The 13,283-nt window shown below is 62.0% G+C and carries 11 protein-coding genes; 2 read left to right on the top strand and 9 right to left on the bottom strand.

Going from position 1 to position 13,283, the window contains the following annotated elements; all coding sequences use genetic code 11:
• Positions 1 to 26: 26 nt before the first annotated feature.
• On the bottom strand, positions 27 to 653 hold the full coding sequence (locus AC0AII_RS01860) for an ECF transporter S component (protein WP_490445877.1): 627 nt from the start codon (positions 651 to 653) through the stop codon (positions 27 to 29).
• Positions 654 to 958: 305 nt separating this feature from the next.
• On the opposite strand from AC0AII_RS01860, the gene ettA reads away from it, so the two are divergent.
• On the top strand, positions 959 to 2,635 hold the full coding sequence (ettA, locus tag AC0AII_RS01855) for an energy-dependent translational throttle protein EttA (RefSeq protein WP_045924742.1): 1,677 nt from the start codon (positions 959 to 961) through the stop codon (positions 2,633 to 2,635).
• 39 nt (positions 2,636 to 2,674) lie between these two features.
• Positions 2,675 to 3,589, top strand: a complete 915-nt coding sequence (locus AC0AII_RS01850; protein ID WP_313835767.1) for an acyl-CoA thioesterase — start codon at positions 2,675 to 2,677, stop codon at positions 3,587 to 3,589.
• A 108-nt stretch (positions 3,590 to 3,697) separates the two neighbouring features.
• On the opposite strand, the gene AC0AII_RS01845 is transcribed toward AC0AII_RS01850, so the two are convergent.
• The 8 genes from AC0AII_RS01845 to AC0AII_RS01810 all read right to left on the bottom strand — a co-directional run bounded on the left by AC0AII_RS01845 (position 3,698) and on the right by AC0AII_RS01810 (position 13,250).
• On the bottom strand, positions 3,698 to 4,252 hold the full coding sequence (locus AC0AII_RS01845; protein WP_490445876.1) for a DUF3180 domain-containing protein: 555 nt from the start codon (positions 4,250 to 4,252) through the stop codon (positions 3,698 to 3,700).
• Complete coding sequence (locus tag AC0AII_RS01840; RefSeq protein ID WP_490445875.1) at positions 4,249 to 5,331, bottom strand: dihydroneopterin aldolase; 1,083 nt, start codon at positions 5,329 to 5,331, stop codon at positions 4,249 to 4,251. The genes AC0AII_RS01845 and AC0AII_RS01840 overlap by 4 nt, the downstream gene beginning before the upstream one ends.
• Positions 5,332 to 5,412: 81 nt before the next feature.
• Positions 5,413 to 7,527: an ATP-dependent zinc metalloprotease FtsH gene (ftsH, locus tag AC0AII_RS01835; RefSeq protein ID WP_490445874.1), complete on the bottom strand. Its 2,115-nt coding sequence runs from the start codon at positions 7,525 to 7,527 to the stop codon at positions 5,413 to 5,415.
• A complete protein-coding gene (gene hpt, locus AC0AII_RS01830) occupies positions 7,524 to 8,126 on the bottom strand; it encodes a hypoxanthine phosphoribosyltransferase (protein WP_144085110.1) in 603 nt (200 codons plus the stop codon). The genes ftsH and hpt overlap by 4 nt, the downstream gene beginning before the upstream one ends.
• Positions 8,113 to 9,222 (bottom strand): tRNA lysidine(34) synthetase TilS, encoded by a 1,110-nt coding sequence (gene tilS, locus AC0AII_RS01825; protein WP_490445873.1) that lies wholly within the window; start codon positions 9,220 to 9,222, stop codon positions 8,113 to 8,115. The genes hpt and tilS overlap by 14 nt, the downstream gene beginning before the upstream one ends.
• A 19-nt stretch (positions 9,223 to 9,241) precedes the next feature.
• Positions 9,242 to 10,666, bottom strand: a complete 1,425-nt coding sequence (locus AC0AII_RS01820; RefSeq protein WP_490445872.1) for a D-alanyl-D-alanine carboxypeptidase/D-alanyl-D-alanine-endopeptidase — start codon at positions 10,664 to 10,666, stop codon at positions 9,242 to 9,244.
• Between the two features lie 110 nt (positions 10,667 to 10,776).
• Positions 10,777 to 12,408, bottom strand: coding sequence for a hypothetical protein (locus tag AC0AII_RS01815; RefSeq protein ID WP_490445871.1), 1,632 nt, complete (start codon positions 12,406 to 12,408; stop codon positions 10,777 to 10,779).
• Positions 12,405 to 13,250, bottom strand: a complete 846-nt coding sequence (locus AC0AII_RS01810) for an ABC transporter ATP-binding protein (RefSeq protein WP_490445870.1) — start codon at positions 13,248 to 13,250, stop codon at positions 12,405 to 12,407. The genes AC0AII_RS01815 and AC0AII_RS01810 overlap by 4 nt, the downstream gene beginning before the upstream one ends.
• Positions 13,251 to 13,283: the final 33 nt, after the last annotated feature.

The following is a 13,283-nucleotide window of genomic DNA, read 5'->3' as shown; positions in this document are numbered from 1 at the left end:
GGTCGGTTGGGCGAGGATGCCGATATTCAGACCTGCCTGACATCCTGCCCGGATGCCAGCCGATCCAGAGCACCGGTGCTGCCGATGGCCCGGAAGAGGAACCAGCTGACCAGTCCAGCCAGAACCACTCCACTGATCAGCTCGCAGATGGTGCCGATGATCCCCCTCGGGCTGAGGAGGGAGACCCCCTGATAGTAGAAGGCCAGGAGAAAAGCGTTATAGACCAAGGCTATCAGGACACCCCCCAGAACGGTCGTTCCCAGGGTCCAACGACGGTAGCGGAATATTCCGAAGGCCAGTTCCGCGCACAGGGCCTCGACGATGGCCTCCACCAAAATCATCGGCACGTTGTAGGCGTTGCCAGGCAGAATCTCGACCAGGACACTGATGATGCCGACATAGACGGCCGCGCCTGGCTTGCGCAGTATCAATAGGGACAGGGTGCAGGGAAAGTAGAAGACCCCATGCAAAAGAGCCGCCGCCCCGGGCAGAAGGGCCGTCATCAGCGGGAATATCCACGAGGCAAGCAGGCTGGCCAACCAGTAAATCAACCCCGACACCGCGCCCAGGCCGGCGCCGACCGCTATGTCAAGCGGCCTCCAACGCAACCGATGAGCTGTGGAAATCCGACCCTGCTGCTGTTTCTCCGTCATTGATACTCCCTTGCGACCGTCATAGAGCGGACGGCCCGTTCCTCATGCGCACAGCGATAGGAGGGAACCCGCCCAAGCCGGCAAAGGTCCGTCCGGCGTTCCTTGACCTGCGCATGCCGGGCGGGAACGTCGACTCAAGGCTACCCCGACCACGGCGGCAGAACCAGGGTCTGGTCATAGGTCTTGTTTATAAGCGGCCATCCGCCTGCCTGACCTTGCTTATCAGCCCGGCGCATAAGTCAGAAGTTCCCACTACCATGAATGCAGTTTCCACTGTCCTTTCTATGGTTCTGTGAGGTAGCTTCTTGGCCGAATTCATTTATCAGATGATCAAGGCGCGCAAGTCCTTCGGCGACCGCGTCATCCTGGACGATGTGACCCTGAGTTTCCTGCCCGGCGCCAAGATCGGCGTGGTGGGCCCCAACGGCATGGGCAAGTCCACCCTGCTGCGGATCATGGCTGGCCTGGACACGGTCAGCAACGGCGAGGCTCAGCTCACCCCCGGCTACACGGTAGGCATCCTCCAGCAGGAGCCGCCGTTGGACGAAGACAAGACCGTTGGCGAAAACATTCGCATGGCCTTCGGCGACATCATGAGCAAGGTGGACCGCTTCAACCAGATCGGCGAGCAGATGGCCGATCCCAATGCCGATTACGACGCCCTCATGACCGAGATGGGCCAGCTCCAGGAGCAGATAGATGCCGCCAACGGCTGGGATCTGGATTCCCAGCTGGATCAGGCCATGGATGCCCTGCAGTGCCCCGACCCGGACACCCCGGTCTCGGTCATCTCTGGAGGGGAGCGCCGCCGGGTGGCTCTATGCCGGCTGCTGCTGGAAGCCCCCGACCTGCTCCTGCTGGACGAGCCCACCAACCACTTGGATGCCGAGTCCATCCTCTGGCTGGAGCAGTACCTGCACACCTATAAGGGCGCTGTCCTGGCCGTGACCCACGACCGGTACTTCCTTGACAACGTGGCCGAATGGATCTGCGAGGTGGACCGCGGCCACCTCTACCCCTACCAGGGCAACTACTCCACCTACTTGGAGACCAAGGCCAAGCGTCTGGAGGTCCAGGGGCAGAAGGACGCCAAACTGGCCAAGCGTCTCAACAACGAACTGGAATGGGTCCGCTCCTCCCCCAAGGCCCGGCAGGCCAAGAACAAGGCCCGTCTGGAGCGCTATGAGCAGATGGAGAACGAGGCCCGGAACAACAAGAAGCTGGACTTCTCCGAGATTCAGATTCCGCCGGGTCCCCGTCTGGGCTCCAAGGTGCTGGAGGCCGAGCACATCCACAAGGCCTTCGGCGACCGCGTCCTGATCGACGATCTGAGCTTCACCCTGCCCCGAAACGGGATTGTGGGCGTCATCGGGCCCAATGGCGTGGGCAAGTCGACGCTCTTCAAGACCATTGTGGGCTTGGAGCCTCTGACATCGGGCTCCTTGGAGGTCGGCGACACGGTCAAGATCTCCTATGTGGATCAGAACCGCGAGGGCATCGACCCCAACAAGAACCTCTGGGAGGTGGTCTCCGGCGGGCTGGACTTCATCGAGGTCGGCGGCGTCGAGGTGCCCACCCGCGCCTATGTGGCCTCATTCGGCTTCAAGGGTTCGGATCAGCAGAAGCCGGCCGGCGTCCTATCCGGTGGCGAGCGCAACAGACTGAACCTGGCACTCACCCTCAAGCAGGGCGGCAACCTCCTCCTGCTGGACGAGCCGACCAACGACTTGGATGTGGAAACCCTGGAGAGCCTGGAGAACGCCCTGTTGGCCTTCCCCGGCTGCGCTGTGGTCATCTCCCACGACCGCTGGTTCCTGGACCGGATCGCCACTCATATTCTGGCCTGGGAGGGCACGGACGAGAATCCGGCCTCCTGGTACTGGTTCGAGGGCAACTTCCAGGCCTACCAGGAGAACAAGGTCAAGCGTCTGGGCGAGGAGGCCTCCAGGCCCCACCGCATCCACCGCAAGCTGACCCGCTGAACGAAGCACATCACGAGGGATCGAGGGCCCAGGAGAAGCATGAGCACCGAGGATGAAGCACTGGCCCAGGCCATCGCCGGGTTGAATTTGCAAAAACAGCAGCCTGCCGATGGCCGTTCCCGTTTTCTAGGCAAATCGCTGGACTTCCCCACAGGCCGCCTTTACGGGGGCCAGCTGCTGGGTCAGGCCATCATGGCCGGCGGGCGGACCGTGCCGGAAGGTCGATTGCCCCACTCGATGCACGCCTATTACCTGCGCACTGGACTCCTGGATCAGGACGTTCAAGCTGAAGTCGAGACCATTCGAGATGGGCACTCCTTCTCCTCCAGACGTGTTGATCTGCACCAGGGGGAACGGACCATCCTGAACGCCCTGCTCTCCTACCAGCAGGTCGGCCAGGAGGGCATCCGCTATGCCGACCCCATGCCGACGGGGCTGCCCGATCCGGAGGACCTGCCTGGCTCCCGGGAGCTGATGGAACCCTATGCCGACCAGTCCCCCTTCGCTGACTACTATGCCCATCAGAGCCCCTTCGACATGCGCCACGTCGGCGGCACGGTCCTGCTGGATGATGCAGATGAGGCAGACAAAAGGGATTCCGAGGATGACAGCAGGAGCCGCCAGGCCGTTTGGAGCCGCACCCAGGGAAGTGCCGACCTGGATCCGCTGATGCGCCGGGCCCTGCTGGCCATGGAATGCGACCAGATCATGATGGAGCCCGCCCTGCGCCGTGCCGGGCTGAGCATGACCACCCCGGGGATCTCCTTCGCCTCCATCGACCATGCCATGTGGTGGTATCAGGATCTGGATCCTTGCGACTGGCACTGCTTTATTCAGGAGTCCCCAGTGGCCGACCACGGCCGCAGCCTGTGCATGGCCAAGGTTTACAACCGTCAGGGTGATTTGGCAGCCTACATGGTTCAGGAGGCCATGATCAGGGTGCCTAAAAACTGAGCGGCCACAAGGTCATCGCGTATTTTTCCAAGGCGACGAGTCAACAGCCTGGTCTGCAGCAGGTCGGCCATCTTCGGAAATGCCTTAGGCTACGGCCTCGAACGCTGTTCAGCCCGGCCTTTTACTTGAATTGGCTTTGATCTTCGCCCTGTCAGCGGTATCGGTCGCATCGGCCATGGGTCTTCGTGAGGACTTGCGCCGATCGGGGTTCTCAGGCCCGTCATCCGGGGGCAACTGGCAGAGCCACTCCCCCACAGCTCCGGCCACCACATCGATCAGACAGACCAGGGAGGCGACCAGGCACTCCTGCATGACCCGTGTGTAATAGGGCGCGCCTGCATGCCCCATGCTGATCAGTGCCTGACTGCCATACCAGCCCAACAGGGCGGCACAGGCAACGCCCAAGGCCTTGCTCATGATCAGCACGTTGACCGCGAAGCGCAAATCCATCTCCTTGCGGTCTCCCTTGGCGTAGCGATGCACCTGGAAGGCCATGATCAGGATGGCCGCCCCCAGCAGGAAGAGCAATACGCTGACCAGCCAGGGAACCCCCATGAGGTCCGTCCTGGTGGACATGCCCAGTTCCGAGATGCCGGCGCCTCCGATCAGCCCCAAGACCAGGGCGACCAGGTAGTGCACGAGCGGTGTGCGGCGGGCCCTCATGACAACCCGTCCAGAATCCAGTCCTCCGAAACCAGGCTGATGCGATCCCGGTCAGGAGCGCGGTTGGCCAGGCTGGCCAGGCAGGATCCGCCAGCATCAGGCAGGCAGTGTTCAGGCTCCAAATACGCCCAGGGAGTCACAATGCGCGAGGGAGCATCGGCGGTCAGCAGAGGCGGACGGTCCTGGGAAGACAGCAGCGAGCCGTCCGAGGTTTCCACCTCCACCACATCGGCATCCAGCCCGCCCATCTGTCTGATAGGAGCTGCCACCATGTCTAGAGCCGACCGCAGCTCCTCCAGATTCAGCGGCGTCTGCAGAATAACCACGGCCGATAGACGCTGATCCCCCTGATCATCCCGGTAGGCATACAGGGGCGAGATGCCGACCAGCTGACTGCCGGGGATCCCGTCCAGAGCCGCCAGAGCACGGAGCATAGTCAACCGGTCGGTTCCCGATGCTCCCTCCAGCGCAATCACATCACGCATCAGAAGACCCTGTGGCTTGGCACCCTCAACAGTCGACTGACTGGGCGCTTCGCTATCATTCTCCAAATCTGAGGACAGGCCGTTCTGCGTGGAGGAGGTCACAGGGTGACGCAGCCGGGCCTGTGCCGCATGGCCAGAATCGGCCTGACCAGACAGCAGGAAGGAGGGATGCCCTAGAGCAGCATTCCCGCCGCCCCTGACTCGTCCAGATTCCATGCTGGCCGGGTTGCCTTCCACCTGATCGTCGGCCGCACGCTCCAGGGTGACGCCCACCTGGAAACCGACCCCTGTTCCCTGGTCAGCACCCAGACGGGTGACCGTGACCCGGGTGCGGCGGATCTGATGGGAGAGCAGGATGGCATCAGCCACCTTGGCGGTCAGGGACTCCAGAATCTCATCAGCCGGCTCGTTTTGGACCAGGTTGACGATCCGCCGGACAATCTGCACATAGTCCACGGTCTGAGTGCCGTCGTTGAGCCTGCCTGCCTCACTCAAATCCAGGTAGAGGACGGCATCGACCTGGTAGCCGAGCCCAGGCTTCTGCTGGCCATGCAGGGGTGCGACCTTGATGGAACTCAGACGGATGGAATCCATGATGTACGCTCCTCCCTCGCCTTGGAAGATTCACTGGCACGAGCCCGGGACCATATGCAGGGCACCGAGCCGATTCAGAATTCAGTGCTGGTCCTCTGCGGACGGTCCGTTTACGCTGCGCCTGAGCTCCTCAGGAATCTCCACCGGAGGCTGCTCGGAGTCCGGCCGATCCGGCGCAGACAGCCAGAGCTGACGTTCGGGAGCCTTGCGCAGACCAGCGAAGACCGCAGCCAGCTCGTCCTTGTTCAGAGTCTCTTTGATCAGGAGCTGTCGAACGAGCTCATCCAGCACGTCACGGTTTTCAGTGATGATCCGCCAAGCCTCTTCGTGAGCCGTCTCGATGAGATTGTGGACCTCCTCATCGATCGCCTCGGCCGTCTTCTCTGAGTAGTTGTGGGGCTTCAGGGCATCGAGTCCGGCGTCCTGGTCATTTTCGTCAGCCCATTTGATGGCGCCCAACTTGGATGAGAACCCATACTGCAGGACCATCTGGCGGGCGATGCTGGTGGCCTTCTCGATGTCGTTGGAGGCGCCAGTGGTCGGGTCATGGAAGACCACCTCCTCCGCCACGCGGCCGCCCATGGCATAGGCCATCTGGTCCAGCAGCTCGTTGCGGGACTGCGAGTAGCGGTCCGTGGTGGGCATGACCGCGGTGTAGCCCAGGGCCCGCCCGCGAGGCAGAATGGTCACCTTGGTGACCGGGTCGGTGTGGTGCAGGGCCGCAGCAACCATGGCATGGCCGCCCTCATGGTAGGCGGTGTTGCGCATCTCGGCCAGAGCCATGCCCTTGGTCCGCCGCCGAGGTCCGCTCAGCACGCGGTCGATGGCCTCGTCGATGGCCCGGTTGTCGATCAGCTGGGCATCGGAACGTGCGGTCAGCAGAGCAGCCTCGTTGAGCACGTTGGCCAAGTCGGCGCCGGTGAAGCCGGGCGTCCGCACGGCCACAGTGTGCAGATCCACGTCAGGCACGAAAGGCTTGCCCTTGGCATGGACCTTGAGGATGGCTTCACGGCCCTCAAGGTCGGGGGCTTCCACAGCCACCTGACGGTCGAACCGGCCGGGCCTGAGCAGGGCCGGATCCAGAATGTCGGGACGGTTGGTGGCTGCAATGATGATCAGGTTGGTGTCATTGTCGAAGCCGTCCATCTCCACCAGCAGCTGGTTCAGGGTCTGCTCGCGCTCGTCATGGCCACCGCTCATGCCGGAGCCGCGCTTGCCGCCCACAGCATCGATCTCGTCGATGAAGATGATGGCCGGCGCGTTCTTCTTGGCCTCATCGAACAGGTCGCGCACTCGAGAGGCGCCCAGACCGACGAACATCTCGACGAAGTCAGAGCCTGCCATGGAGTAGAAGGGCACGCTGGCCTCACCGGCGATGGCCCTGGCCAGCAGGGTCTTGCCGGTTCCAGGGGGACCATAAAGCAGGACGCCACGGGGTATGCGGGCACCCAGGGCCTTGTACTTGGAGGGATCCTTGAGGAATTCCTTGATCTCCTCCACCTCCTGGACTGCGGCCTCCTCGCCGGCCACGTCCGCGAACTTGGTCTTGGGGGTCTGCCCGTCGCTGAGCTTGGCGGAGTTCTTCTTGCCCCCCATGCCGAACATGCCGCCGCCGGCTGCCGAGGACATGCGCGAGAGCAGGAACCAAAAGACTCCCAGAATGATCAGCATGGGCAGGATGGAGGAAATCAAGTAGCTCATCATGCTGGTCTGTGGCACCACCGAGTTGTACCCCTCGGAGGGCTTGGCCTTCTCTACGGCCTTGACCACCTGCTGCCCCTGGGCCTCCACGTAGTAGAACTGTACGTCCTTGCCGAAGTTCTTGGAGGTGCGGTTGCCGCGGAAGCCGGGCACATCCTTGACGAAGTCACTATTGAGCTTGAGCTCGACGACCTGCATTTTCTCGGTGATCTCGGCCTTCTTGACCATGCTGCTGCGGTCGTTCAGCAGCTCCAGGCCGTCCTGGGTATCGATGGTCTGAGCGCCGTTCTGGCTGCTGAAGAAGCCGAAGATGGCCAGGATGATGACCACGGCCAGAATCCCCCAGAGCCAGGGGGAACGCCAGAAGGGGCGGTTGCCCCCATTGGGGCCAGAACCGTTGTTGCCCAGGTTGAAGTTGAAGGGGTTGTTGCCCTTGTCGCCGTTGTCCTTGCCCCCATTGGGCGGACCCTGCTGCGGTCCCTGCGAGTAGCTCATGACTGCTCCCCCTGATCCTGATGATCCTGTTCCTGGGTCGGGTCCATGTATTCCTCGGACCTGAGTACGGCTATCGAGTCCAGATTACGGTACTGCTCGTCGTAATCCAGCCCAAAGCCCACAACGAATTCGTCGGGTATAGCGAACCCTGGATACTTGACATCCACCTCCACCTCGTGCCGCGAAGTCTTGTCCAGCAGAGTGAAGATCTCCACCGATGCAGCCCCTCGCTCCTTGAGATGCTCAACCAACCAGTGCAAGGTGTAGCCGGAATCGATAATATCCTCAACGATCAGAATATGCCGACCGCGCACATCGCAGTCCAAATCCATCCTGATGTCCAGGTCTCCCTCAGAAACGCTGGTCTTGCCTGCCGGATAGCTGGAGATGCTCATGAACTCGATCTGAACCGGAATGGTGACGGCCTGTGAGAGGGCGGCAAGCGTGTTGAAAGCCCCCTTGAGCACGGCCAGCATGATCGGGTTCTTGCCCCGGTAATCCCGGCTGACCTGCTCGGCCGTCCGGTTGATCAGCTCTTCTATCCGTTCCTTGGACACCAGTTCATGGTCGATATGGGATTGAATATCAGCGATGCGCATGGTCTCCATCATTGCATATGAGAATGACTTGACCCTTACGGATTGCTGTATGGGAGCTGGGAAAGCGGGGGCCCTGCTGGCCGTGCCATCGGCAGACCAAATCATCCAGGGCCCGGACCTGCACGGCCGTGAACCGTACGCCCAGCGTGGTCAGCACCTGGGCCAACAGGCGGGTGCGCAGAGCCGGATGGCAGTCGGCCAATCCGCGGGCATCCAAGCGGGCCAGCACCCCTTTGGCCCTCTGGTCCGAATCGGGGCGGGTGACCAGCCGCTGGGACAACCCATCGACCTGGGTGTCCAAGTAATCCTGATCCAGACGGGCCATATCGGCGCCAAGGGCCAGGCGGCGGGCCATGTCCCGGCCAGCGAAGCGATTCAAGGCGGGCAGCAGGTCGTGGCGGATCCGCGAGCGCAGCGGCAGCGTCTCGGGAAGCCTGGAATCAGTCGGCTGATTATCGCCGTTGGTAGGGTCATCCCACCAGTCGATCCCCTGCTGACGGCAGATAGCCGTGGTATCCTTCCGGTCCAGGTCAAGGAATGGGCGCAGGTAACGCATTCCTCCACGCTCCACACGCCGAGCCATGCCGGTGATGGCATCCAACCCTTGGGAGCGAATCAGTCCGATCAGCACCGTCTCAGCCTGATCATCACGGGTGTGCGCCAGAAGGACGGCCTTGGCTCTTAGCTCTAGGGCCTGCCCGGAGAGCGCCTGGTAGCGGGCTGCACGGGCATCGGCCTCAGGGCCGGCCGAGGTGACCGGTACATTCACTCTGGTGATGCGGACCGGATCCAATCCCAGCTTCCGGCAGGTTCCAGCCGCCCGCTCAGCGACCTTATCCGATTCAGGCATCAGACCATGATCGATCAGCAGGGCACCACACCGCAGTCCGGTCATATCAGCCACCAGGTGGGCCACACAGGCCAGGGCCAAGGAATCCCGGCCTCCCGAGCAGGCCACCAGAATCAATGGGGCATCCGGAGCGGGCCGATGCACCCCGTGATGGGCGAACCGCTGATCCTGCAGGCCCAAGCCCTCCCCGTCAAGGGTAGAACGCAGGAGCCCCACCGCCTTTTTCATTGCCGCTGAATAGACCATGGTTCAGGCTTCTTCCTGCTCAAATCCGATCCAAGGATCCGACCAAGGTGTCCACAGCCTGTCGGGCAGCAACCGCGTCCTCGGAATCGTTGATGATCACAGCAAAGACCAACACGCCGCCAGAGCGACGAATCACATTGCCCGTAAGCGAGGTCACCTGATCCAGAGTGCCGGTCTTGACCCGAATCAGTCCATCAGCCTGGTCATCCACCTTTCGGCTGGCCGCTGTGCCGGTCAGGCCCACTACAGACAGGCCCTTGACTAGGGGGGTCAAGCCCTTGTCGGCAAGAGCCAGCTGCTGGACGTCAGCCAAGGTGCCCACCCGCAGGACGGAGCCAGGGGTAAGCCCCGAGCAGTCGGCCATCTTGAGTCCCGCGGTGTCCACGCCCAGTTTATTCAGCGTGCTGGTCACGGCTTTCACAGCCCCAGCTGGGCTGTTGGGCATGCCCAGGGCCAAGGCGGTCAGACGGCCGAAAAGCTCGGCCAGGCTGTTGTCGGAGTTGCGCAGCATCAGCGACATGATCTCGCTGAGCCGCGCCGAGCGGATACGGGCCAGAACCCTGCCCTGGGCATGGTCAGCCCGTTCGGGCCCTTGGGCATGATCCACCTGGATCCCGGACTCCATCAGGCTGCTGGCGAAGGATACGGCAGCGGCCTGAGCCGGGTTTTCGACCCTGGGCAAGTAGACCCCTGCATCCGGGTAGGCGACAGGCTCAGTGCGTCCCTGCCGAGCCTCATCCACAGCCATGGAGACAGGCACCTGGAAGTAGATTCCATCAGGATTATTTTCTGCAATGCCCTCCGGCTCCCGATCGTCGCCGAAAAGCGTGTCTTGGTAGGCCAGGGCCACTCGGTCGATCCCCTGCCGGTGCAGAGCCTGAGCCGTCTTCTCGGCCAGGGTCCCTAGTCCGGCCCGGCCATTGACATGCAAGGGGTCGTCTTTGCCTGCCCCTAAGAGCATATCGCCGTGACCGCGCAGGGTCAGCGTGGCCTGCGAGGGGGTGGAGGAATCCAGAACCGCCTCAGTATCCAGCTGTGAAGACATGTCCAGAACAGAGGCGGCTGCGGCTGCGGTCAAGGTCTTCATAGTGGAGGCCGGCTGGCGTGCCTGGTCCGCGTTTTTCTGGGCCAGCACCCGTCCGTCAGCCTGTCGTATGACCAATGAGTACCCATTACCCAGGCCAGGTGCGCTGGTGAAGGCATCGACCAGCTGCTGAACCTGGCTGACATCCACAGCAGACCCAGGCTTGTCGGCGGCGAGAGTCGGCGGCTCTCCTACCATGACTGCAGGGGGGATCGAAGAATGGCTGGTCTTCGCCAGGGTCAGCGGTCCGGGCACCAGGTCGGCCAGATCCATGCCTGCATAGCCGACGACCAGTATGACAGCCACAAGCATGGCCAAGGCCACCCGCCAGCGTCGCTTGATCCGCCGACGACGTGTCATGCGCAGCTGATGTCTGTCACCCAATTGCTCACTCCCAGACTTGCCTTCGCCAACCGAGTTCGAATCGGTAGGCACCAACCAACTAGCCTAGTACTGGTCCTGTCACTGTCTCAGGACTGCAGAGAGGCATAGCGATCCAGCGTCAGTAGAATGGCCGACTGTCGACGATCGAAGATCCGGGACCCTAAAGCGACACCTGCGGCAAGCACAATCAGCCCGTTCGCCAGTGCGACCGGCACGGGCAGCCAGAGGGGAAGAATCCCGCCTGTGATAATGGCCGACAATGCCACCAAAAGGGTGGGCAGCATGATCACCAGGCTAGCCAGCAACTGCAGCATCGGCAGGAAGCCTTGGGCCACGGCACGTCCCTGCGGCGAGGTGAAAGGCTGGTCCATGGAGGGTACCGGGTAAATCAGCAGGGCCGAGAAGACCTGGGCAACTCCCAGCCCAGACAGGAGCAATCCTATGGTCGCGGCCAACATATCCAAGGAGATGACCAGATCTGGTCCGCCCTTCATTGCCCCGGAGAATACCAAAGTCGCCAGCCCAAGCAGGAGTATGCAGGGCAGAGCTACACTCAGATGGCTGCGGACACGGGAGAGCCGGTCCTCACGACCTTTCACTCCCGCCGCTATCTCCATGCGCAAGGCAAGCCCATCGTAGGCCAGGGCGTTGCCCTCGGGAACCTCCAGCACCCAGGCGCCCACAATCGGTCCCAACCATAGCATCATGGGCATCTGACGGAAGATTATCGCGTACAGAATCACCACAACAAGCAGAAGCGGATAGCTGACAAGCTTGCGGGGGTCCTGACGAAGATAGATCAGCGATCGCGCAATCATGGCATCCACTACGTTCCGGGACCGGCCCAGCAGCCCCAGCCCCCTGGGGGCAGACGACCTTTCAGCACTGGCCCCCGCGTATAAACGGTCATGACGCAGACACAGCATGCCGATCATGAAACAGAGAGCAAGGGTGGCCAGCTCCATACACAGACGGCCGACCAGAGCCCGCCATGATCCCGAAAGGAAATCCTCCGGCAGACGGACAGCGGCACCCAGCGGCGTCCAGGCCAGTATGTCGGCCGTGGTCTTGAGGGAGTCAGTGTCGACTGCCATGCCATCCATAATCCCGCTGTCCAGCAGAGAGGGCAGCAGACACAAAAACATGATCACCACGGTGACCAGCAGATAGAGTCCGGATCGGGAGCGCTGAGAAACCATCAAGGTACCGACCAGGTCCAAAACAGCCCGGGATAAGGCCAGCATCACCATGACAGCCAACAGGGCTGCGATCAAAGCCATGATCGTGGCTCCGACACCCGTGCGGGCATAGATGGCTGTCAGAGCGAGGAAGCAGCCAAGGCCGGTCAATCCTGCAGGCCCAGTCAACCCGGCCAAGTAGAGCCCCACTTGTAGCTGGCTGTCAGGAATCCCATACAGAACGAATCGCGAAGAGCTCAGAATCGACCCCTGGCCCAGAAAAGCCAGTTGAATCAGAACCATTCCCAGAGTCAGCCCGACCAGGAACAAGACCAATATGGTTCCCATACGCTGCCGGTCGCCCGGACTAGCACTGGGCAGCCAGCCCCCGAGTGTCAGCGCGACCTGCCACGAAGCCAAGCAGATGCCTATGGCCATGAGCAAGCTGATGATGGCGCCGACCATCTGCCAGGAGGAGTGCTTGATGGTTCCCCAGGTCATGGACCAACGCATGGCGATGATGGTGGATGCCGTGCTCATTCCGTCTCCTGGTCTTCCTCTGACCCGGAACCGTTCAGCCAAGCAATTCGCTTAGCCTGGTGGCGGCCTCCGACAAGCTCCAGGAAGCGATCCTCCAGATCCTCGCCGGCAGCGACCTGGGCCACCGTGCCATCAGCCCGAACCAGACCATGATCGATGATGGCCACATGGGTGCACATCCGCTCCACCAGGGCCATGACATGCGAGGAAATGACCACTGTTCCTCCGGTATCGACATACTCGGCCAGGATGTCCTTAAGATTGGCGCTGGAAACTGGGTCAACCGATTCAAAGGGCTCATCCAGCACCAGAAGCCTAGGGGAATGAATCATGGCCGTGGCCAGGCAGATCTTCTTGGTCATGCCCGATGAATAATCACAGACCCGCTTGCCGCCGGCATCAGTCAGGTCGAAGGCCTCCAGCAGGTCCCTGGCCCGGCCCAGCGCCTCACTGCGCGGCATCCGTCGAAGCATGCCCGAGTAGACCAGCAATTGCAGACCTGTCAGCCTGTCGAAGATCTGATCGCCCTGGGGCATGACGCCGATGACCCGCTTGGCCGTATCCACGTCCGACCATACATCTCTGCCGAGGATCATGACCTTGCCGGAGTCGGGCACCAGCAGGCCGGTCATCATATTCAGCGTGGTGGTCTTCCCTGCGCCATTGGGGCCGACTATCCCGTAGAAGGACCCCCTGGGAATATCCAGAGAGAGGGCGTTGACAGCCGGCCGACCCCGGTAGCACTTGACCAAGGCGCGGATAGAGACTGCTGCCTGCGGATCTGGCGGAGGGACCACTGCCGTTTGGGCGGTCATCCTGGATGGTTGCGCTTCGTCGGACATGGCCTTAAGTCTATTCCACCCCTGGCTCGATGC

Source organism: Bifidobacterium sp. VU/mBH4 (B4) (genome assembly GCF_058199535.1).
The sequence above is the reverse complement of the archived record's forward strand: the minus strand, read 5'-3'. Positions and strand labels throughout refer to the sequence as shown.

What these genes read in the sequence shown, in the direction of transcription:
- AC0AII_RS01860 (WP_490445877.1), bottom strand. Translation starts at nt 653, where the DNA reads ATGACGGAGAAACAGCAGCAGGGTCGGATTTCCACAGCTCATCGGTTG.
- AC0AII_RS01850 (WP_313835767.1), top strand. Translation starts at nt 2,675, where the DNA reads ATGAGCACCGAGGATGAAGCACTGGCCCAGGCCATCGCCGGGTTGAAT.
- AC0AII_RS01845 (WP_490445876.1), bottom strand. Translation starts at nt 4,252, where the DNA reads ATGAGGGCCCGCCGCACACCGCTCGTGCACTACCTGGTCGCCCTGGTC.
- AC0AII_RS01840 (WP_490445875.1), bottom strand. Translation starts at nt 5,331, where the DNA reads ATGGATTCCATCCGTCTGAGTTCCATCAAGGTCGCACCCCTGCATGGC.
- ftsH (WP_490445874.1), bottom strand. Translation starts at nt 7,527, where the DNA reads ATGAGCTACTCGCAGGGACCGCAGCAGGGTCCGCCCAATGGGGGCAAG.
- hpt (WP_144085110.1), bottom strand. Translation starts at nt 8,126, where the DNA reads ATGCGCATCGCTGATATTCAATCCCATATCGACCATGAACTGGTGTCC.
- tilS (WP_490445873.1), bottom strand. Translation starts at nt 9,222, where the DNA reads ATGGTCTATTCAGCGGCAATGAAAAAGGCGGTGGGGCTCCTGCGTTCT.
- AC0AII_RS01820 (WP_490445872.1), bottom strand. Translation starts at nt 10,666, where the DNA reads ATGACACGTCGTCGGCGGATCAAGCGACGCTGGCGGGTGGCCTTGGCC.
- AC0AII_RS01815 (WP_490445871.1), bottom strand. Translation starts at nt 12,408, where the DNA reads ATGAGCACGGCATCCACCATCATCGCCATGCGTTGGTCCATGACCTGG.
- AC0AII_RS01810 (WP_490445870.1), bottom strand. Translation starts at nt 13,250, where the DNA reads ATGTCCGACGAAGCGCAACCATCCAGGATGACCGCCCAAACGGCAGTG.